Below are 22,483 nucleotides of genomic sequence, written 5' to 3' on the forward strand. Positions count from 1 at the left end.
ATTCTCTTTACATACGGAAAGCCTGGCGCGATATGAGAAAGAACAGAGCCCGTATTTTCTTGATTATCATTTCTATATCTATCTGTTTAAGTACAGTAGCGACTCTCCTTAATACGAAAGAGCTGTTCAGCAGGGCAGTGGCCCATACAGACAGACAGCAGGATTCTGTCATTTCTTTGTATACAAACGTATTTCAACAAGAACTTCCCGATTTAACAAAGATAGAGGGAATCAACGATGCTGAAGCACGGTTTAAGTCGAGGGGCCGAGTTGAAATCAATGGGTCTCTAAAGAATTTCGAGCTGATAGATTTACCAGGAAACCTTCAAGGCACCAATCATAGACCCGGGATCTTTTTAGAAAAAACGACAATGGACTTTTACGATTTAGAAAAAGGGGATATGATTGCAATCAAATTGCCGGAAAAAAAGGAAGCAGATCTGCCAGTTGCAGGTGAAATTACTGATTATACTTTTATTCCAACCAAGTTCAGCGGTTTCGGACGTGCTTTTATATCCCCTGCGTCTCTGGATACACTGGACTTGTCTTCTGACAAAAACGTCATTCAAATTACTGTTAAGTCAGATGATTATCAAAAAAATGGCTCAGCCATTATTGAAAACACTAAGAATTTATTGAATGCTGAAGGCATTACCGTATATCGCAGTGAATATACGCAACAGTCATTACTGCTAAGAGAACAGATGACTGACACGGTATTCAGTCTGTTGATCATCCTGGGGGTACTGGCACTGATCTTGGCAATCATCCTTGTGATTCACTTTTTCTATCGCCTGACAACAGAGAAGATCCATGACATGAGCATTTTAAAGGTCCTGGGTGCAGGGAGAAAGTATTTGTGGAATGAATTTATTGTTTCCCTGGGATTTATGGGATCATGCATTTTTTTCTTAACGAGCCTATCGAGTGCCGGACTCTCCTATTATTTTTCGAAATATCTTATTGAATCCCTTAACATGGGAGAATTTGAATATTATTACTCGAAGGATATCCTGATTCTTGTCGTTGTTCTCTCGTTTTTAATTCCATTTATATCTGCTTTTGTACCAATAAACATCGTTCTTAGAATTCCAATTATCCAGGGATTACTATATGGCAGCAAAGAATTTCGCAAAAAAGGGGGAAGTAAAGCTACGGGTTTTCGCTTCTTCCTTCTATCGGTGCGAAACGCCGTCAGCAGAAAGGTTCAGCTTTTGACTAATATTCTGATCCTTGCTTTCGGAGGGGCTATTATTATTTCCTGCATAGCCCTGAATAGTTCGATGGTAAGCACACTTAAAGAAATCCAGAGCTTTTGGCAGCACGATGCGGAATGGAATATAAGAACAAACCTAAGCAGCCTGCAGGTTACTGAGCTGGTCAAGCAAACAGAGGGGGTACTTCAAGCTGAGAGTTGGACAGGCAGAAGTGCAGAAGCTATTCTCCCTAATGAAGATACGGTAAGCAGCACTCTTCTGCTTGCGGTTCCAAGAGAGAGCAACATGTTGAACCCGGAGGTAACGAAAGGATTATGGCTAAATACATTGCCAAAAAACAATATTGTTGTGAACAAGGACTTTCAAGCAATCGCAGGAAATATTCAACCCGGTAACCAGATTTCATTAAAGATCGGAAATCAGGTAAAAAATTGGACAGTTGGCGGTGTCGTGAAGGGCCATTTAAATGGTCCAGCTATTTATATCGGTGCCGACGATTATCATGATTGGATAAGCGAACAGCAGCCCAACAAGGTGATGGTAAAAATGAATTCCCATGGAAACTCTAAAACAATCAGCAATATTGAACAGCAGTTTAGTGATCATCAGATTGCAATTGAATCGTTTGATACAGTTGATCACATGAACCAGAGACCACATGAGATTATTTCTCTTGTTGTTTATTCACTTTTGTTTACGGGGGTTCTTTTTACGGCGGTTGGGATCATGAATTTAATTACCGTTATGAGCGCAAATGTACTTGAAAGAAAGCAAGAGATAGGGATCATTCGTGCTATTGGAGGTTCCGATCTGAAGGTCTTCCAACTGTTTATAGGTGAAGGACTTTTCATTGCTATCATTTCCTGGTTGATTTCCGCTGCACTATCCTATCCGATTGAAAAAATCTTAAATAAAAGTATTGGAGAATCTCTGATTCATTCGCAACTGCAATCGCAATTTTCTCCTTGGGGCTTATGCTTATGGCTTGCACTCTCTATATCTCTGGGTGTGATAGCCAGTGTTGTGCCTGCCCGCAAAGCAGCGGGACTGCCAGTCAAAGACCTTATTACCGAGAAACTTGGAGGGGGACAATGAAAAAGATACTGTTTTTACCTCTATTTAAAATGGAATCCGGCCATCATAAAGTTGCATCAGCACTGATCGATTCCTTTGCTCAGGAATATCCGTCAATACAATGCAAAAAGGTCGATCTTCTAAGCTTTATGAGCCCGGCGCTTGAAAAAGGAATTTCACACCTGTATCTGAAATGGATTAAAAAAGCTCCATCTTATTACAGCAGATTTTACAAAAATTTTTTTAGCAAAAATTCCAAACTTATTCAGAAATCTTATGAATCGTTCTGTTTAGAAAAGATGGAAGATCTTTTGTTGCGGGAACAGCCGGATCTGATTGTGTGCACGCACAGCTTTTCATCGTTTTTAGCAGGCAAGCTGAAGAAATACGGAGTCATCTCAACTCCTGTCATCAATATTTATACTGATTTTTTTATAAATAGCTTGTGGGATTTAGATGAAGTGGACTGGCACTTCGTCCCTTCACACCATATAAAAACTCAATTGGCGGAGACGGGGATACCAGCAGAAAAAATTAAAATTACGGGTATTCTCGTCAACAATGAGATTACACAAAGGAGTAAGCGGAAAGCATTTAACACGCCGCTCCGTATTTTGATCACCGGGGGAAATCTTGGGTTATTGAGGGTTTCAAATTTCGGGGAAAGTGGCTCATATTCTGCCGAGTACAGAGTTTTATGCGGAACAAATGTACCACTTTATAGAAGCATAGACATGAAAAAAAGCCCTGTCGTTACACCCTATTCCTACATTACAAACAGTGCAAAAATGAATGAATTATATGATTGGGCAGACGTCATCGTGACTAAGCCGGGTGGTGTAACAATCAGCGAAGCGTTGCGAAAACGGCTTCCTATTTTTCTGCATAGTGTACTGCCTGGGCAGGAAGAAAAAAACGTCGAATATTTAAAAGCAACTGACCTTGTTTATCTTCTTGATCCTCATTCGCCAATGGAAGAGCAAATTTTTACTTTCCTGCAAAATCAGCCTGCAGTTTTTAAAAAGCATAAAGCCGCACATGCTTATTTAAGCGAACTGGAACTAGTCACCACTGCTGAAGTTTGCCATTTTATCGAAAAAACCATCCTGAATGAAGACAAACCGGGACATATTGCGTATATTGATACCGTATTTTATCAGCTATATAGTAAAATTGAGAACTAATTTTTAAAGATATGGAAGTATATAAAGATCGTTCCAATCCCCAACACGATAATATAAAGCCATGAGTAAACAAATTGAACGATTGATATGAAATTTTGCATGTATTATCAACTCTCTGCTGGATTTTATTTGCCTTGTAGATGCTAACTAAAGAACCGCCTTCTTCTTTCTTTTATCGGTATAAAACTTTATAAGTGTAATTGTTTTTTAGTTGGTCGTTATTTATACCCTAAAATATTTTATATGTAACTGAAGATATGGCATTGCGGCTAATTCGTTTCAATACTTTAACATGAAACATTTATTTGAAATAATTCACGATTTCTTAACACACAACAGGATTTATCGTAACCTTAATGTCTCGAGTGAATACATTTAAAGATCAGAAATGCAATAAACCCTGGTAAGCATCGAATATCAGGGTTTGGTTTGATGAAAATGTACCTATAAACACATTAAAGGAGCGCCACCACGTAAAGGTAAACAGGTTGGTTTGACAAAATTAGGTGAGTGAGCTTGGAAAAAGTCCTTCATCCTGGTGATGAAGGACATAATTAGGTAAATAAGCTTGGAAAAAGTCCTTCATCCTGGTGATGAAGGACATAATTAGGGAAGTGAGCTTGGAAAAAGTCCTTCATCCTGGTGATGAAGGACATAATTAGGTAAATAAGCTTGGAAAAAGTCCTTCATCTCTTGGATTGCTGCCGATGTCTTATTCTTCGATCATATGAATAGTACTATCCCTCACCCTGCCTTTGTGATTCTCCTTTTCAAATAAGTAACGGCAGCCTCTTTAATATCAGCCTTGCGCTTGCGGTGAATCAACCGGGTAATGTGAACGAATATAATTGGCAAGGTATGCTTTTTATAGACGAGATACCGCGATTCCCATATCGGCTCGAATTTATTTTTATATTCATAAAGCCCTTTAAAATTGTAAAAGTAATTGCCTCTTTTATAGATGAACTGTCCGATCGATTCTACCAGGTTAAACTTCTCGGATTCTCTTAAATTGGCCAGTGGCGACATTCCCAGGCTGCACCATTCATAGCCCTGTTCCTTACACCAGTTAAATATCGATATAAACAGAAAGTCCATTGTTCCGGACGGGCTGTCCTGAAGGTAGCGCATTAAATCGATCGTAATGGCGCGATTCTTCTGTTGCTGGTTACAGGCAAGCGTCGCAAAAGCAATGATTTTGCGATCCGGACTCGTCACAATCGCCAGCGGAAAACGGGCTAGATAATTTTCACAAAAGAAACCAACCGAAAACCCCTTTTCCTTGCGCTTGCCAAGCCACGAATCCGATACGGCTTTCAGTTCATCTTTTAACCGCGCTGAATGCGGCGGGAATAAAACGGCAAATTGGTAACCGTTACGTTGAAACTTATTGATCGGGGTTCGCAGCCGCGTTTTCTTTTTCCCGACGGTCGAAAAATCCGGCATGCGGATTCTCGCTTCTTCGCCAACCTTAACCGTCCGGTATCCCTCGTTTGTATAGTCACCTAAAAAACGGGGAGATACCTGATAAAAAACCGCTTCATTGCCTGACCGGGAACAAAATTGTTGAAATTCGTTTATTGCGTCTTTGATGAATGCTTCTTTGCCAATCGGGTCCCCCAAAACGACATAAGTCCTGCCCACCTGTTGATAGGTAAGCAAAACTTGTTCATTTTTCGCCCAATAAAACAGTTTGTCATTTAAAAAGCTTAAATGAGAAATATGATTACCGCCATTTTTTTCTAAAAAAGACCAAACTTCATTTAAGTCCGTTTCATGCTGAACCGATCCATTAGTTCGATTCTCTCTCATGAAGAGACTGAAAATGATTAAAAATAATAATGACAAAATGTAAACAAGGAGCATAAGTCCCTCCATAAAGCTAAATTTCCAGATCCATTTTTTTACAATAACGCTGCGTCATCCGTTATTAAAGCTTTAGCCATAAAAAAGTAAAAACCTCATTCTATTATATATGATTGTTCTCTCATTTTCTGCATTTTAAAAAAATAAAAATCGTGTTATCACCCTGGTTTTTTGAACATTCGGTCAACCGAATTTTTTACAAAGTATAACGAAAAATCTTCACAATAAAAAAACGACCTCATTGCTGGTCGTCTTTTGTGATAGCTCCTAATCCTTCTAATAATATTTTTGCATCGGCATTCAGATAAAGAATGACATCCTTCCGCAACAGCAATTGCGCTTTATCCTTTATACTAAGCTTCAATCCTCTCACATCAAATCTTGAAGCATAAGCATTGATTGAATTGATCGCACCCAATTCCTGCCGTGTCAGTGGCTTATTTTCATTATCCAAATGATTGGTCAAGAATTCGAGCAATTCCCTTGCATTACTTTTAAGGAGATTTTTATTTTGATTAAGAATCGTGATGTTCGCTTCGATAAGCTTTCTTGTTGAAATAAGATCCAGATCCTCTACACTTTTATTTATTTTCGCAATTAACTCAGAAAGCTGCATGATCTATGCTCCTCTTTTTCTTATTAACCTGGCTCTTGGGCTGGACTATGCTTTCTTAATAATCATATAATTTCCATGTCCCACCACTGTATTTGGTGTCTCGTATCCAAAGATTCTGGCAGCTTCCCGTGAGATTTCAACAAGGACACTGTTTTCCCTGACAAGAAATACTTCCCCTTCACATGAGGTATCTTTTCTTTCAAAAAGAATGATATCGCCTTTTTTTGCTTTTCCCGATCTTATTCTTTCCATTCTGCTTTCCTCCCCCTTGTTTATTTGTCTATCTTCAGGTCAAATCCGATTTTCTTTTTTCCAGCGTAAAACGATATTTGAAGGGATATTTAAATCCTCTTGTATTTCCAGGATCGTTGCTTTTGGTTTGCGTCTTAAGTAATCCTTTACTTCGCGAAGTAACAGGCTCTCCTTTTTCGAGCATTTAGTACAAAGCTGTCCGAATGTTCCCGAATGTACAAATATTTCATGACATTCAATACAATTCATTAACTCCATATATCATCTCTTCCTCGCCCATGATTCTTTAAGCTTTAAAACTTGGAAGTTATATAGACTTAATAATTGCACCCGTAAGCTTTGCTTAAAATTTTATGCAAAAAATCCACCAAAAAAGTTTGGTGGACTTGTTGTATAAATGGTTTTTAAGTGACCATTTATCGATCATTTTTCCCGAACTTTTTGGCAACCCGACTATCCTAGTACGATAACCTTAGACTCGTGGCTTTGCGTCCTTGTCTTTCAACAAGTTTGCCGTTTGCATTTAATTAATATGATAGTAAAACTTTAGGAGGGAAATTTCAACATTTTTCGCCATTTCCCAACAAAAATGGGTAATTATACTCATGTCTATAGAATCGTTTATGTGATAATTAATTACTTCCAAAAAGTCTTCCCGAAAGCCAGATAGTTCAATAATCACCTGTGTCATCATTTTCGGGTCGTTATTTAGCACTACTATGCAACGAACAGTTAAATGACATCAGAAGTTTTAAGAAGATTATCCCTTCTTCTTAAATACCCAATTCCTATAACTAAAATGACTAAGACAATTGGAAGCCACAGATGGATCTCGTCTACTATGCCGGGAACGGTAGAATGGAGAAATTCTTCTATCGTTTCGTCTTCAATGATCATTTCTCCCGCAGTGTAAGCCAGCAGTCCGGCACCAGCATAAATGATGAACGGGAACTTTTCCATCGCTTTTAAAATAAGCTGGCTGCCCCAAATAATGATCGGAATAGAAATTAAAATACCAATTAAAATCGGGACGAATCCATGTGCAACACCGGCTAATGCCAACACATTATCAAGCGACATAACCGCATCTGCGATAATGATCGTCCTCACCGCTGCTGCCACACTCGTACCACCCGCTTTGTGTTCTTTTTCTTTTCCGGCCAATAACTTATAAGCAATCTGAACCAGTAAGAGGCCGCCAATAAAAGAGATAAAAGGTATTCTCAATAACCACACAATAATGGCAGCGAAAATTAATCGTAAAATGATCGCACCAAATGTTCCCCAGAATATTGCTTTTCTGCGATGTTCCCGGGGAACATTTCGAGCCGCCAACGCAATGACGATTGCATTGTCACCGCTTAAGATAAGATCTACACCGATTACTTTAATAAGTGTTGATAGTTCCATTCCCAAGAATTCCACTGTCATCCCCCTGACAAATTGTTATAAGTTCTACTGCCCTAGTTTTTATCTATTTCAGCATTTTAAACCGAATTTTCTAAAGAACATTCACAACCACTGTTAAAGATAATCTTGTGTTTTTGCAAATGGTTCGTGCATTCAAAAGAAAACCGGCTACAGTTCAACTGTATGCCGGTTTTGGTAATGATATCTATTCATTTGGCAGCTCGAAATTTAGTGGAGGTTTATTACTTTCTCCATATATTTTTCAATGTCCCTTTCATTTAAGCAAAGTGAACTAGAGTCGGCCCTTTCCAATTATTAATTGCAGCCTCCATGATGATTGGGACATCCATTTTCTTCTTTTTCGACCTGTATTGTACTGTGTTCGATTCCAAAATCATCATGCAGGATCGATTGTGCCTGCAGTAAAACGGTATCATGAACACCGTTTCCATCAATGGCAATATGGCAGCTAAGCATCGGCATTCCCGAAGTGATCGACCAAATATGCAAATCGTGAACCTCAGTAACATTTGGGATATTTAATAAAGTTGATTTCACTTTTTCAGATTGAATCTGAATTGGGGTCCCTTCCATCAATACATGAAAAGAATCCTTCATCACCCTCCAACCACTAATCAGAACAAGAACCGCAACAACTACGCTGGCAATCGGGTCAGCAATTCCCCATCCCAAAAAATAAATGAGCAGGGCAGCGACGATGGCTCCAACCGAACCAAGCATATCACCGATGACATGAAGGAAGGCACTTCTTACGTTTAAGTTTTCTTCTTTATCAGCTCTCATTAAAATCCATGCGGCTATTACATTTACCAATAACCCAGTTAATGCAATTGTTAACATTCCTAAACTTTGAACTTCAGGAGGATGAAAGAAGCGTCTGTATGCTTCATAAAAAATATAAAGCGAAATAAGAATAAGAGTTATCCCATTTAAGGCAGCCGCAATAATCTCAAATCGTCTGTATCCGAACGACTTGGCTCTGGTGGCCTGTCTTTGTCCCAATTTTATGGCGAAAAAGCTTAATCCCAATGCTGCTGCATCGCTAAGCATATGACCTGCATCCGAAAGTAAAGCCAAGCTATTTGTTAAAATTCCACCGATTACCTCAATAATCATATAAGTCGAGATTAATAAGAAAGATAAAAATAAAGCCTTTTTATTTTTTGTTTGCCCATGAGAATGTCCGTGCCCGTGAGAGTGGCCATGGTGGTGACCCATAAGAACCCTTCTTTCTATATATGAATATATGCTCATATATATTATATATGTAATTCGGATTTTAAAGCAACTCTTTTTTTGTACATTACCACAATTGTTTTTGCATTATGCCCCCCTAATCCTTAACGTTTTAATCTCTTCATCTTATTAGCTATCACCACTGAATAATAAGACAAAAAAAAGAAGCTTGACTGAAAAGCTTCTCCAAGTGAAATTTATTAATGATGCCTTGCGTGATCAATCGTTTGCTTTAAGACATTCATAACGTGTTCGTCATTACATGAATAAATCATCGTAGTACCTTCCCGGCGGGACTTTACGAGTCGCAAATTTTTAAGAAATCTCAATTGATGTGAAACAGCAGACTGGAGCATATTCAGGTTTTCAGCTATTTCATTGACCGAATGCTGTTTTTGGTACAACAAATGGAGGATTTTTATTCTTGTAGGGTCTGACAAGGCTTTGAAGGTTTGAGAAACAATAAATAATGTTTCTTCATCCAAAGAATCTTCAAAACGCTCGTTGGTTATTTCATTTTTTTCAGATCTTTCCATGGTCCACCTCGGAGGCATTCTTTTTGCCAATTATTATAACATAGAAAAAGCTATACCAATAAGCACACACTTTTTTAGATTATTTAACCAATAATTATGATATTTGCACCTTTGCTTGAAACAGCCTGCTGTTCCTAAACAAAAAATCAAAAAGAAAAAAGCCTGCCGCAGCAAGCTTCCAACTTTATTTTCCTAATTTTCTTTGAGAGTACGCTGAAATCCATAAGCTGACAAAAGAGAACAATAGCAACGGGAGCATTAATGCCAATGCCAATGAGTTGAGCATTGCCGGCGGCTGGTTGCCTCCGCTGTTCAAAACACTGAAAACCATAACCGGCAGCGTCTGTGTCCTCGGTCCCGAGATTAAGAGAATAATCGTAAAGGCGCTGAACATGCGGATAAAAATATTAATAGCCGACGCCGTAATGCCGGGAATGAGCTGTGGAACAATGATTCTCCGGAATATATTCATCCTGCCAGCTCCCAGTGACTCTGCGGCCCATTCCAATCTCGGATCCAGCGCTTCGATATATGGAATCAAAATGAACACCGAAAAAGGAATCCCAATGATGAGATTGACAATAATAAGTCCTGGAATCGTTTCAGCCAGGCCAATGGCATAAAAGATCGATGCAATTGGAATCGCATAAACCAGCTCAGGTAATGTAAAAGGCATCTGGAAGAAGGAAATGAGGGTTTGCTTAAAACGGAATTCCTTGCGTGCAAGCATATAAGCTGCAGGAATGCTGAGCGCCAAGGAAATCGCCGTCGCTGTAAGAACAATTTCCCCGGTAATTTTATAATACGTACCAATTTCATAGTTGACCCATGCCTGTTTAAACCATTTTAATGTGTAGCCGTTTGGAAAAACAGTTCCAAACCATTCTTTCCCAAATGCAGTTAACAGAACGGCGAGTGTCATGCCAAGCACAATGGTAATAAACAGAATCGTAACGATTGACAAAGGTATGCGCGCTATATGAAATGTCTTGTTTCTTTTCTTCTTGGCCGAGTGCGTAATTTTTTGAACTGAATTCTCAAGAGTGCTTTCCGTTGGCTGCATCCTTTTTCCCCCTCCCTATTTGAAAGTCGCAGCTGAACCGACATAGCCCCGTTGTCGAAGACGATAAACGATGCTCAAACAGATTAATTGGGTAACCGCCATTACAATTGCAATGGTATTGGCCATGCCGTAGTCAAAATTGCGCATCGCTTCCTCAAATGCTGCGACTGCAAAAGTTCTTGTTTCCGATGCTGGATTTCCGACAATAACAGCTGACGTATATACTCCGAGCTGCATAATCAGGTTTAAAGCATAGATCGTTAATATGCTTGAACGGATCAACGGGTAAAAAACCCTCCAAAATGCGGTCCATCCACTCGCCCCCAACGATTTCGCCGCCTGTTCAAGATTAGGATCGATTGAATCCATCATGCCAATAAAATTCGAGGCCAGAAACGCAACTCCCAATATGAAAAGAGCAATAAAGGCGCCCCAGAAATTATAAATCAGCTTGATTGGCTCATCGATGATGCCTGCGCCGATAAGAAATTGATTGAACCAGCCGTTTGGTTTAAAGAAAACGATGATCCCCATATCGACGATGAGCGACCCGAGTGTGAGCGGGAAAATGACGAGTCCTGCTATTAAGCTTTTTCCCTTAAATTTTCCGCGTAAATAATAAGCAATCGCAAAAGCAACGATCAATTCCAATATAGAAGCAGGAACTACCAGAAGTAAGGTTTTAAAAATAGTCGTGTAATACTGTGACTCTGTAAAGAAACGGATATAGTTCCCCAAGGAAAAGCCAGGCTGCCCGTTTGACTGGAAGGTCAATAGTATCCCATTCACTAAAGGAATAACAAAAATCAGCAGTAAAGGCAGCAGTGCAGGAAGAAGCAACAAAAAATCCTTTTTCTTTGGTACTTGATGATGATCCATGCCTTCCTCACTCCTTGTCCAACAATAATAGTTTTTCAGGATCCAAGTATAGCGTGATATTATCGTAAATATCGTAGGGATCCAGCCCAAGAACGTTAACCTTCCATACAGATTTATCATCCGTTTTTACTTCATATGCTGTCGTGTTTCCGGCGTAATCGCTGACGATCACTTTTCCTTTAAGAAGATTACTGCTTGGATGTGTCGGCTCAACGATTTTGATATTTTCCGGTTTGATCGTAACAACCGCTTTATCCCTGATGTTAAAGCGAAGATCCTTTTTAACCAGCAAGGATAATCCCGTCTCAGTTTCAAATACATAATGGCCATCGCGTTCACCAGCAATTTTACCGCTTAAGAAATTTCCATATCCGATGAAGTTTGCCACAAATTGATTTTTTGGCTTTTGAAAAATTTCTTGCGGAGTGCCTATTTGCTGGACCACACCTTTGGACATGACCGCTACTTTGGTGGACAGAGAAAGAGCCTCTTCCTGATCATGCGTGACATAAATCGTGGTGATGCCCAGCTCTTCGTGAAGACGTTTTAACTGAATCCTCATTTCCTTCCTCAATTTGGCATCCAGATTACTTAATGGCTCATCCAGCAGTAAAACTCTCGGCCTAATGACAAGTGCTCTCGCCAAAGCCACCCTTTGCTGCTGGCCGCCGCTCAATTGCTTTGGGAACCGGGATGCGAATTCAGAGAGCTGGACCATTTCCAGCGCATCTTTTATCCGCTGCTTCTTTTCTGCTTTCGGCAGTTTTCTCATATCAAGACCGAAACCTACGTTTTCAGCGACTGTCATATGCGGGAAAAGGGCATAGTTTTGGAATACCATACCAATATCTCTGCGGTTCATCGGCATTCCGTTAATCGGTTCTCCATCAAATGAAATGGAACCGGATGTCGGTTCGATAATTCCTAATATCATCGACAGGATTGTTGTTTTTCCACAGCCGCTCGGACCAAGCAAGGTGACAAATTCTCCGCTTTTTATATCGATATTCACATGATCAACAGCAAGGGAATCTCCAAATTGTTTCACTAAATCGTTCATTTGCACACTGGCACTTGCCGTTCCGTATGATTTCTCTGCGACAGCTTGCATAAACGTTCCTCCTTTTAAAGAAGTCCCGGTCTCAATTTATTAAGCCGGGACTAAAGCGTCATTTTTTCGATTGGATTTTTTCTTCCCAAAGCTTATAGATTTTGGTGATCGGCTCGATGTCGGGATACATGAGCACATCGTCTCCACCTGTAAATCTGCCGTCTTCCTTATACTCCTTTGGCAATGCATCTGACACAGCATCAAAATTCGCTTTATATTTTGGATCAATCAATTTTTCGGCCGCCTCTTTATTGGCAGGAACCTGGCCTACTGACATAGCCTGGGATTGAGGCTCCTTCTTCATCGAATATTTGAGAAATTCGAGGGCTGCTTCCTTTCTTTCTTTTGGCAGGTCCTTTAACATAACAAGAAAGGATGCATCCATGAATTGCTTCGAATCTTCCAGTTCCACCGTTTTGATATGTGACGGCAGGGAAGCCTCCATCATCGATCTTGCATACCAGAAAGGAGTGTGCGGAATAATGTCAACCGTACCATCGGTAAGAAAAGTAAATGTATCTGAAGTGGATGACGGATAGCTGCTGATATGTGGTGATATTTCTTCAAGATAGTTCCAGGTCTTCGTTAATTGTTCCGGACTGTTGGGATCTTCACCCATTGCAGACGCCAAGCCAAGAAAGAATGCGCGTCCAGTACCACTATTCGGGACCGCCGCATACATGAACTTACCGGGATTCTCCTTTATCCAATCCTTTAATTCCGCATAGCTTTTCGGAGGATTTTTTACCGTCTTTGAATTATAGGCCAGCACCGGGCCGCTTGTGCCGGAATCTACAATGCCATACCCTTGATACTTCTCGATATATTGTTTCGCAATATCTGTTAAATTGTCCTGTGGCAATTCCTTTTCATACGCGGGATACAGCTGTTCCCATAACCCTTGTTGTATTCCCAAAGGCATGGCATCCATACCAGCAGCCACAATATCGATATTGCCGTTTTTTCCTTGTGCCTTAATTTTGTTTAAAATTTCCTGTGGCGTACCCCGGCCATACTCAACTTTGTACTTGCCCTTCATTTCCTTTTCGAACATAGGAATCAAAATGTCTTTAAAATACTCATCCTTACCTGAAACGGTATAAAAGGTGATCGTTTGCGGTTTACCATTCCCTGCGGAATCTGGGGCAGAAGCTTGTTCCTGCTTGGCGGTGCTTCCGTTGCATGCAGTTAAAAATAAAGAGATGGCTAAAATAAGACTGCTAATGATCGCAAATTGTTTACTCATTTAAATTCCTCCCCAGAAATGTATCATTGTTTTCGGTGTGTTGATAAAAAATAATGTGGATACCTGTTGATCAACCCATTTTTTTCGGTGTCTGCCCAACTCATATGCACTTTTACTACTTGTTCCGCTTGATCAGGCAGCTTGTCTTTCACACAGGAGTAAATTTCCCAGTGATGCTTCAATGCCTCCTTCCAATATTTTTTTAAGGATTGATGCAGCATGCCGATTCTTGTTAGATGCGCATTCATTGGTTCAATCAGCAGCCACGTTCTTTTTTTCCCACACCCTTCAAAGATCATTTGATGGAATTCATCGTCCATTTCGGACAGCTTTAGGTAATCATTTTTCTCAAGATACCACTCCTGCTTGGATAAATTGCTGTTCATTTGGAAGAGGATTTCTTCAGGAAATGACACACACGCGTCCCGAACAATTGCCGCCTCCAGGTTTGTCCTGACAAACTTGGCTTCCTCGGTGTATTTCAAATCAATCAGGGAAACGACGGTCCCGCTTTGAGGGTAGATCTCGAGGAGCCCTTCCTTGGACAATTGCAGAAAAGCTTCCCTCACCGGGGTTCTGCTTACTTCCATTACATCAGAGATTTCCTTCTCTGATATCTTCGTTCCTGGTTCAAGTTGTAAATGAATAATTTTGGATTTTAAGTTATGAAAGATCGATTCCCTGGCCGTGGATCCTAATTTTAAGCCGGTTTTATTCACCTCTCTGACCCCTTCGTATTAATAGATTAATGTACTAGTATGGCAGTTGAATAAGCAAAAAAAATAGTGAATCAAAAAAACAGAAGCAGACATGATAAGAAAAATGCGGAGTGGGATAGTTATTCATTACCCATTATTCAGCTAATTAAACCTATGTTTCTTAAATTTTCTAACATATTCGACAAACTTTTAATGATCGTTTGCACAAGTGATTCTCCAGCTCAAAAGAAAAAAGCTACTTACAAATTGTAAATAGCCAGAGAGAAAATTTTAAAAACTATTGTTATTCATAGTGAAGTGAGTGGCAACTTAGCAACTAAGCTCAAAACAAAGTTAAGGAGTTACCTCATCATTTTGGACAATCTGTTTGAAATAATTCTGCACCTCATTGATCTTGAGTTTCGAGATATGGGCGGTTTTATTAAAATTCGAAAAGTGAGCACTGTACGATTCGCCCATTACCTCGATTTTAATGATTTTTTTCAAATTCACCAGGAATGAACGGTGTGTTTTAAAAAAGAAAGGTTGTAATCTGCCTTCCAGTTCCTGCAGCGATTCATTTGTTTCAAACCTGTCATAGTCTGTATATATAACCGTTTTTCTACCTTCTTTTTCGATAAATAAAATATCTTCCATTGGTAAATATAGGTGCGCGTTCATCGTTCTAATTGCCAGCTTTTTCTCCGAATCACTTGAAATGGTTGAAACGTCTTTTTGCATTTGTACTAATTTTTTGGCCTTCTCAAGAGCTTTAAAAAATCTTGTTGTATCAATTGGCTTTATAACATAATCCGTTGCTGAGATTTCAAAGGCTTCTACCGCAAACTCTGTATGTCCGGTTGTAAAAATAACAGCCAGGGTTGGGAAAAGTTCTTTCAGTGATTTGACTGCTTCCAACCCATTTAGACCAGGCATATCTATATCCACTATAATAATATCTGGTTTTTTTGTCAGTACTAACGGAATTAATTTTTCTCCGTCAGTTGCTTCTCCGATTATTTTAAAATCAGGAACCAATTCAATATAGTGATTTAAAATATCTCTGGCTGTAGCGTCATCATCTGCAATTGCGACATTAAACTGGTTCATGCAAAAAGCCCCCTAAAGCTTCTTGAATTTTTTAACAAAAACTATCACTTACTTAAAAGTTTCATGCCCCAGAATATCGGGGAGTTGAATGATTTCAAAGATATCTTTTACTTGAGGAGCCACATCAGAAATAGTAATAACAACCTCGTCTTTTTTTAATGTTTCAATTAAATTAATCAGCAATCCTATTCCTGTCGAATCGACGAATGGAACATTGGAAAGGTTTATATCAATTGTCTTGAAAGATTGTAACGATGGAAAAATTTCATCTTCCATCATTTCCGTTACTTCAATATCCAGATCTCCAAGAAAGTAAATAACAGCATTATCTTCATTTTCCCGGATAATGTTAAATGTAAACATATTATTTATTCCCCTTTATTTCAAAACAATTCTATTGTTTTCATCTAAAGCCGCTTCTATATATTGCTGTTCTTCAGTGAAAGTATGCTTTACTTTTCCGATTTGAATCGTCGTTCCCTCTCTGGCTATCCCAATTGTAATTTTCTGATCACTTGGAACGATAATCAGGCTTGTCACTCCACCGTCTGAACCTGCCTCTTTCACATAAGCTCCCAGTCCGGCATGTACTTCCCCACCGCGAAAGACACCGTTTATTTGGAGCTTGCCTCCACAATGTATTTTTGAGTTATAACATCCCTGGCCTTTGATGGTTACGTCTCCACTGCAATAAATAGCGCTATTTAATGCGTACATCAATTCAATAAAGCAATGATCTTTTTCTGATACCTTGTACTCTTCAAGGATATTTTGAATATTTGTATATTGTTTATTTAGATTTTCTTTTGAATGCCATACATTTGGCACTGAAGAAAGCAGGCAGAGCCGTAACGATTCTGCTAAATTATGAAACTCCGAATCAAGATTGTTGTTTCCTCTTCTGCACAACTCAATATATTCCTTGGTTACTGCCGTTAAATTTTGATACTTTTTTTCTAATAATATTTTGATTAACGGATGCAGACCGCTTTTTGAGTGGTCTGATATTTTAAATGCCGGCACGGTTAATAATTGATCAATTGAAAGCATCATTTTTTTAAAATCCGGCTCAATAGCAATTAATAAATGCACTATTTGTGAGACTAGGATGTTATTTCTTCCTGCCGATAATGTACTTCCAATTACATTTTGGTTGATGATAATCGAATTTTTCGAAGTAACTACTGCCCTATTAGCATTATGAGTTACTTTTATGATTCCCTCTGCTTCGACTCTCATATTTTCCTCGACAGAACCTAATACGTCAATATCCCCTTTAAAACGCAGGTTTCCTGTTGATATATTAACATCACCATTATGAACCATCTTTTGTACGATGCTGACCTTTACTAATTGTCCTCTGTGCTCAATATTTGGCCTGCCTGTTTCTGTGGCGACAATCCTTGTTTCATTTTCTATCAGGGTTGTCCCATAACCAGTTTGTACAATGATGGGGTAGGTCTGTTTAGCAGGGATTGGCTCATTTGTTACTGTATTACCCGGAATACCCGGAACAGGAGGATGAATGATCGCGATAACCTGTCCTTGGTTTACAATTGGTATATGTTTAATTTCGCGAAAATCAGCCGTTCCATCATCTCTTTGTTTCGGACCATTTAAAATTTCTTTATCTTCGATTAGCAATTGTAGTGAACCATTCTTTCCTTCCTTAGGTTCAGTTCCAGTTGCAATAATATAATCGCCAGTTTCTTTGGCTTCGACAGCTGCCATGATTGCATTATGGTCAAATCCATGAACAGCCCTTAAGGACTGAAGCTTCTCCACCACATCTTTGTAATTCAATGTATTTTGGATTTCTATATGCTCCTCTGCGTGCAGCTCAATATGATGACTAGGTTCCACGTCCTTCAGGGTACGAGTAATTTTAGCTCCCGGTTCAATATGGAGCTTAACGTTTAATTTAGTCTTGTCAAAATCAATATGCCATGTTGTTTCCCTGTATTCTTCTTCCAAATTTACTTCATACGAATCATTGCCGGTTACAACAACAATTCCCTCAACTTTTTCTTTATTCTTATATAGATTGATTCCTTTCCCCACCGAAATGGTTGGATATGTTAAGTTGGAAGGTTTACCGAAAATTCTCCCTCCCTTTATCCAAACCTTCCCTTCATTTTCGCTCATTGATTCTTCTTGTAACAGAACAACGTCATGATCTGTTTCATTATGAACTAAGGCATTTGAAGGTGCGTTGAGTTGGTCAATGATATCCTCAATATTTGCTTGAGCGGATGCTTCTATTTCCATTGTCTTTGGTTCAGTCTTTGTTAGTTTAACAACAGCAGGTTTTGACCGAAAAAAAGACTTTGTCTCCTGTTGGATGATTTCTATCGATACATCCTCACGGGCTACATTTAAAATATTTAAACCAAGATTAATTGCTTCAATGACATCTTTTCCTTTTGAAATGATTGATTGTGACATTGTTCATCTACTCCTCTGTATTAATAACAGGAGAATTAAAGCTTGAAATATCACTTTTTTCCTCTTGAATTCTTAAAGAAACCATTGTTATATCATCTTTTTGCGGGGTTCCTTGAGTAAACTCCTGCAGTGATTCCATAATGGACATTTCAAGTTCCACAACCCCTTTGTCTATATTCTTTAACAAAGTTTCCATTAGACGTTCTTTTTTGTATTGTTCATTATTCGTATCAGTCGCTTCAACAATACCATCCGTATAAAAGAAAACAGTATCATTGTTTTTTAACTGGATTGATTTTTCTAAATAAATATGGTTCGGGAGTCCGCCGACCATAATTCCAGATACTTTAGGTAATTCTTCGATTACTTTTTCTGTTCCTTTGATATGAAGCGGCATGCTATGCCCGGCACTTGCGTAAGTAAGTGTTTTTGTGCAGGGGTCCCAATCTGCACAAAATAATGTGACAAACGACCTTAGTGAACGCAGATCATTACAAAGAGCTGTATTCATAGCAGTCAGGGTTTCTCCCGGACCTTTTGTACTCTCTGATGCACTGCGAAAAGCTCCCCGAGTCAATATCATGAGCATCGCGGCAGGGATTCCTTTTCCCATCACATCTCCGATCACAATCCGAATCTTTCCATTCACCAATGGGTAAAAGTCATAATAATCTCCACCGATTAGTCGGGCAGGAAGGGTGGATCCTTTGATCTCTCCCCCACTTACTTCAGGTGTGGGACCATTTAACAATTTAGCTTGTATATTCCGTGCCAGATTGATCTCTCTTTGTAACGCTTTATCCATAGAAAAGTTATCATTGCCCGGTTTATTTCCCGCTGATGATGGTTGATGAGTCATCGACAGGTGATCCAAAAACATTAAACGACCTCCCCTTGATAGACTTCTAAAATCTTGTAGAGTCCAACCGTCTCAAAAACTTCATTTGTCAATTCATCCATACCTTGAAGTACTAATTTGAATTTTTTTTCATCTGATAAATAGATCGCACTCATAATTGAGCCAATACCTGTTGAATCGATAAATTCTAATTGACTAAGATCCAAAACCAGTGCTTCTATATCTCCAAGATCCTCTAAATAAGGATTAATAATACTGGTTGTTGTTATATCCAGCACGCCTTTAATTTTTAGGATCACTTTTGAGTCTTGAATTTCCTTTTGAACACTTAAAGACATCAAATTGCCCCCTCTTACAGTTTGAATTTTGCCATATAATCAAGTAATTTATTGGAGATATCAGATAGCTCACTTGATTGTCCGTGCAGAGATTGCAGTAAGTCGGAAAGAGTAATCGTGACGTCTGTTGTCGCAGCGGTACGGTCATTCGCTACTTCTCTCATCGTGTCTAATCGATCAAGGATATATTTCACTTTCGGATTATCTTTATATGAATCAAGTATCTGTACAATTTCATCCATAAATGATGTAATTTCATACAATTGATCCCTTGATTTCATTGTTGCTTCCGTTGACAATCCATACATTTTTTCAATGGATTGAGATGCTTCAGCTTCCAGCAGGATAGAAAGACGCTGCGTTTTGGTTGCTTGCTCTTGAGTATCTTTGATGAGTTTATTCAGTCTTTCCGCCATTCGATTCGTACTATGAGATAGCTGCTCCAATTCACTTCTGTCATTTACTTGACTTTTTGCTGTTAAATCTCCCGCTTCCAGCAGCTTAATTTGCTGAATAATTTTTTGAATATTTTCATAGATACGATTGAAGAATCCAAACGATAATAAGAAAAGACCGAGCAACGATACTAACCCTGTAACAAACAGAATGATCGAGTGACGGTAGAGAGGATCCGTCATTTCTGCATAATCGAGGGCGATATAGATTACTTGATTATTTTTTATCGGTATAAAAAGTTTTAAAACTTTTTCACCCTTAATGCTTTGAACATAACTGCGTTTTTCTGGATAATTTGCTAAATTCTTAAGCAATTGAATATCTTTCTTTGTTTCAAACTTAAAATCACCATGAACCACTTTTTTCATTGGCGGCCAATATTGTTCCGCCAATTCCGGGTTTTCAAACACTTTAGGGTCCAAAACGGCGATTTCCTGAATGAATGGATTCTCTTTTACCATTGTTTCAATCCAGGAATTGGGTCCTACGTCTTGCGTGAATTGATATACTTCATTCGCTTCAATATAGGGGTTTACAAAATAATCCGTTCCTTCAGGATGGTAGTAAGCATACTTGAAAAATAAAGGCTGGCCTTCATAAGTCCCGGACATCATGATAGGCAGAACCAGCAAACCTTTCTCCGTATAGCCACCAGGCACGGCCGGCTCTTTACCGTTCAACATATCGTCCGATGCTTGATAGACGATTTCACCAAAATTCTTTGTACTAAAGCCTATTTCTTTTTGGTCTGTCGCTTTTACAGCGACTATATCATTGTCCGCTCTTGAAAAAATAGTTAATCCCGAGAGGTTCAACTTTTCTTTTATTTGAATAAGTTCTTCTGTTGTAATATCTTCAGCCTTTTCCTTACCCAACAGATCACCAATATGTTTGGCATAGCCAAACATTTTTAGATCAATTTGGTGTTCAATACTTTTCGCTGCTAAATCTGTTTCTTCTATTCCCTGGTTTATACTGTCAGCTATCAATGATGATTGGGTGTCTATTTCATAATCAATTTGTTTATCCATAAAGTATAACTGTATTCCACCAGATAGGACGGTAATCAAGAGAAGGACGGATAAAATCCGGGTTAACAGTTGTTTGCGTAGTGACGTTTGTTTCATTAGCAAGGAACTCCTCTTTATCATCAATATTTTATTTTGTTAAAGCTAATTTACGAAGTGATACTTTATCGGTCTTCCCCTGAACGATCGGAATTTCGTCTATAAACCTAATTTGGTCAGGCACCTTATATCTTGCAATATTTGCATGGCAATAATTGATTAGTTCCTTGACATCGATATCATCCTGATCTTTGACAATGTAAGCTACTATTTGCTCCCCGTATACAGAATGGGGTACTCCGACAACAACGGATTTTTGTACACTTGGATGACTGCTTAGAAACCTTTCAATCTCACCCGGTATAACTTGTTGCCCGCCTTTTTTAATCATGTCTTTCTTTCGGCCGATAATTTCGATTTTTCCATCAACTGTTACCTTTGCTAAATCTCCTGAGTAAAACCAATTGTCTGAGTAAACTTCTGCTGTCAGGTCGGGGCGTTTATAATAACCCAAGAACTCATTTCCATTTTTAAAAAGAAGTTCTCCGATCCCGTCATTCGATTGTGCCATCGCTTTATACTCAACATTAGGAACGAGAGACCAATTTAGACCCTCCCGTATATCTTTTTCCGTATACATGATGCAGCCTAATTCTGAAAAGCCATAAAATCCTCTCATCAAGCTTCTTGTGTTTGAAACGGAAGCAATAAAATCATCTGAAATCGCTTCACCGGCCAGGGTGATCAACTCCAGTGGCTCTAATGCTGAACTTCCGGAACTTTTACAGAATAAGTCCAGTGCTCTAAATAAAGAAGGAGTGGTAATTAATTTTTGACACGGTTTTTCTTCAAACAACTTTATAATGTCTGGAAAACTAAAAGACTCTGTCATGACGATGTGATATTGGGAATGCAGGCTTGACAACAACCAGCAAAGTCCAAATAATCCAGACGCAGGAGCCATGATAAACACATCATCTTCTTCGGAAATTTCATTTACGAAACGGTACGACAGATCTGCGGTTCTGACAAGATTAATGTCACATACAATCCCCTTTGGTGTACCTGTACTTCCAGAAGTGCATCCAATAATTTGAATACCCTCATTTTCCAAGGGGCGTGTTTCTCCAAAAATCGTGTTTATTTCCCAGGAAAGATTGTCAGCAGATTCAAAAATGTGCGTTTCTTTACCACTTGAATCAGCCCACGAATTTACAGCTGCTGCTAAATGAAAGCCCTGGTGATTTTTCATTGCAAAAACGATGTGCGGATCTGAAAATTCCAACACCGCAAGTAAGTCATCTTTTCTTAGCAGGGGACTTAACGGAATGGTGATACCTCCTAATTTACTAATCGCAAGGACTATCGATATGAAACTATCTACTTTTGGTACAATGACAGCTACTTTTTTATTCTTGATTTCACCTAATGGCTTCAACAAATCTACATAGTGATTGACATCATTAAGGATATCCAAATATGTATAATCAACGCTCTGGGTAGATAATACCGTTTTATTCAAATCCAGTTTTTGTTCAAATATCCATTGATAAAAATTGTTCATGAATTAAATCTCCCTCATTATCATTTGATATAGATTCCCGACTGTTCTAAAATCTTCATTACTCTGTATCCGCGGGTAATCAATGCCGTATTTAGAGGAAACTTCCACGATCAGATTGACCAATTGTAATGAGTCCACATTTAAATCATCACGGAGCGAAGAATTCTTTTCGATCTTTTCCAATGGAAGATTTAGAACATCCGATATAAAATGACGAAAATCTTCATAACTCATG

21 protein-coding genes and 1 riboswitch are annotated in these 22,483 nt (G+C 38.9%); of the genes, 2 read left to right on the plus strand and 19 right to left on the minus strand.

The annotated features are described in order from the left end of the window. Positions 1–32: 32 nt before the first annotated feature. Both CU633_RS06605 and CU633_RS06610 read left to right on the plus strand, forming a co-directional pair. Positions 33–2,312, plus strand: a complete 2,280-nt coding sequence (locus CU633_RS06605) for an ABC transporter permease (protein ID WP_180954895.1) — start codon at positions 33–35, stop codon at positions 2,310–2,312. Further along, the gene (locus CU633_RS06610; RefSeq protein WP_180954896.1) at positions 2,309–3,475 is read left to right on the plus strand and encodes an MGDG synthase family glycosyltransferase; all 1,167 of its coding nucleotides are present in this window, start codon (positions 2,309–2,311) and stop codon (positions 3,473–3,475) included. The genes CU633_RS06605 and CU633_RS06610 overlap by 4 nt, the downstream gene beginning before the upstream one ends. Positions 3,476–4,219: 744 nt before the next feature. Here the strand turns inward: CU633_RS06610 and CU633_RS06615 are convergent. The 19 genes from CU633_RS06615 to CU633_RS06710 all read right to left on the minus strand — a co-directional run bounded on the left by CU633_RS06615 (position 4,220) and on the right by CU633_RS06710 (position 22,482). Next, entirely contained in the window at positions 4,220–5,341 is a 1,122-nt protein-coding gene (locus CU633_RS06615) for a phosphatidylglycerol lysyltransferase domain-containing protein (RefSeq protein WP_180954897.1), read from the minus strand. A 238-nt stretch (positions 5,342–5,579) separates the two neighbouring features. Beyond that, complete coding sequence (locus CU633_RS06620) at positions 5,580–5,957, minus strand: hypothetical protein (protein ID WP_101658937.1); 378 nt, start codon at positions 5,955–5,957, stop codon at positions 5,580–5,582. 45 nt (positions 5,958–6,002) lie between these two features. Further along, the gene (locus CU633_RS06625; RefSeq protein WP_101658938.1) at positions 6,003–6,209 is read right to left on the minus strand and encodes a DUF2187 family protein; all 207 of its coding nucleotides are present in this window, start codon (positions 6,207–6,209) and stop codon (positions 6,003–6,005) included. Between the two features lie 440 nt (positions 6,210–6,649). Further along, positions 6,650–6,734: riboswitch (cyclic di-GMP riboswitch) on the minus strand. A 207-nt stretch (positions 6,735–6,941) separates the two neighbouring features. Further along, positions 6,942–7,640 (minus strand): TerC family protein, encoded by a 699-nt coding sequence (locus tag CU633_RS06635; RefSeq protein WP_257958549.1) that lies wholly within the window; start codon positions 7,638–7,640, stop codon positions 6,942–6,944. Positions 7,641–7,934: 294 nt separating this feature from the next. Then, positions 7,935–8,858, minus strand: coding sequence for a cation diffusion facilitator family transporter (locus tag CU633_RS06640; RefSeq protein WP_101658940.1), 924 nt, complete (start codon positions 8,856–8,858; stop codon positions 7,935–7,937). A gap of 218 nt (positions 8,859–9,076) precedes the next feature. After that, positions 9,077–9,412, minus strand: a complete 336-nt coding sequence (locus CU633_RS06645; protein ID WP_101658941.1) for an ArsR/SmtB family transcription factor — start codon at positions 9,410–9,412, stop codon at positions 9,077–9,079. 184 nt (positions 9,413–9,596) lie between these two features. Beyond that, positions 9,597–10,475 (minus strand): ABC transporter permease, encoded by an 879-nt coding sequence (locus CU633_RS06650; protein ID WP_101658942.1) that lies wholly within the window; start codon positions 10,473–10,475, stop codon positions 9,597–9,599. A 15-nt stretch (positions 10,476–10,490) separates the two neighbouring features. Beyond that, positions 10,491–11,354 (minus strand): ABC transporter permease, encoded by an 864-nt coding sequence (locus tag CU633_RS06655; RefSeq protein ID WP_180954898.1) that lies wholly within the window; start codon positions 11,352–11,354, stop codon positions 10,491–10,493. A gap of 7 nt (positions 11,355–11,361) precedes the next feature. Next, the gene (locus tag CU633_RS06660) at positions 11,362–12,465 is read right to left on the minus strand and encodes an ABC transporter ATP-binding protein (protein ID WP_257958550.1); all 1,104 of its coding nucleotides are present in this window, start codon (positions 12,463–12,465) and stop codon (positions 11,362–11,364) included. A 58-nt stretch (positions 12,466–12,523) separates the two neighbouring features. Continuing rightward, positions 12,524–13,711 carry an ABC transporter substrate-binding protein gene (locus CU633_RS06665; protein ID WP_101658944.1) on the minus strand — a complete coding sequence of 396 codons (1,188 nt, stop codon included), beginning with the start codon at positions 13,709–13,711 and terminating at the stop codon, positions 12,524–12,526. Between the two features lie 23 nt (positions 13,712–13,734). Then, positions 13,735–14,430, minus strand: coding sequence for a GntR family transcriptional regulator (locus CU633_RS06670; RefSeq protein WP_101658945.1), 696 nt, complete (start codon positions 14,428–14,430; stop codon positions 13,735–13,737). 333 nt (positions 14,431–14,763) lie between these two features. Next, positions 14,764–15,519: a LytR/AlgR family response regulator transcription factor gene (locus tag CU633_RS06675; RefSeq protein ID WP_101658946.1), complete on the minus strand. Its 756-nt coding sequence runs from the start codon at positions 15,517–15,519 to the stop codon at positions 14,764–14,766. Positions 15,520–15,567: 48 nt separating this feature from the next. Beyond that, the gene (locus tag CU633_RS06680) at positions 15,568–15,882 is read right to left on the minus strand and encodes an STAS domain-containing protein (RefSeq protein ID WP_101658947.1); all 315 of its coding nucleotides are present in this window, start codon (positions 15,880–15,882) and stop codon (positions 15,568–15,570) included. A gap of 15 nt (positions 15,883–15,897) precedes the next feature. Beyond that, positions 15,898–17,964 carry a flagellar assembly protein A gene (locus CU633_RS06685; RefSeq protein ID WP_101658948.1) on the minus strand — a complete coding sequence of 689 codons (2,067 nt, stop codon included), beginning with the start codon at positions 17,962–17,964 and terminating at the stop codon, positions 15,898–15,900. A 7-nt stretch (positions 17,965–17,971) separates the two neighbouring features. After that, the gene (locus tag CU633_RS06690; RefSeq protein WP_257958554.1) at positions 17,972–18,823 is read right to left on the minus strand and encodes a PP2C family protein-serine/threonine phosphatase; all 852 of its coding nucleotides are present in this window, start codon (positions 18,821–18,823) and stop codon (positions 17,972–17,974) included. A 20-nt stretch (positions 18,824–18,843) separates the two neighbouring features. Further along, the gene (locus tag CU633_RS06695; protein ID WP_101658950.1) at positions 18,844–19,161 is read right to left on the minus strand and encodes an STAS domain-containing protein; all 318 of its coding nucleotides are present in this window, start codon (positions 19,159–19,161) and stop codon (positions 18,844–18,846) included. A 14-nt stretch (positions 19,162–19,175) separates the two neighbouring features. Continuing rightward, on the minus strand, positions 19,176–20,744 hold the full coding sequence (locus CU633_RS06700; protein WP_101658951.1) for a HAMP domain-containing protein: 1,569 nt from the start codon (positions 20,742–20,744) through the stop codon (positions 19,176–19,178). Between the two features lie 31 nt (positions 20,745–20,775). Continuing rightward, positions 20,776–22,248, minus strand: a complete 1,473-nt coding sequence (locus CU633_RS06705) for a class I adenylate-forming enzyme family protein (RefSeq protein ID WP_101658952.1) — start codon at positions 22,246–22,248, stop codon at positions 20,776–20,778. Between the two features lie 3 nt (positions 22,249–22,251). After that, positions 22,252–22,482, minus strand: a complete 231-nt coding sequence (locus tag CU633_RS06710) for an acyl carrier protein (protein WP_101577028.1) — start codon at positions 22,480–22,482, stop codon at positions 22,252–22,254. Position 22,483: the final 1 nt, after the last annotated feature.

Source organism: Bacillus sp. V3-13 (genome assembly GCF_002860165.1).
Classification (GTDB): domain Bacteria; phylum Bacillota; class Bacilli; order Bacillales; family Cytobacillaceae; genus Bacillus_BJ.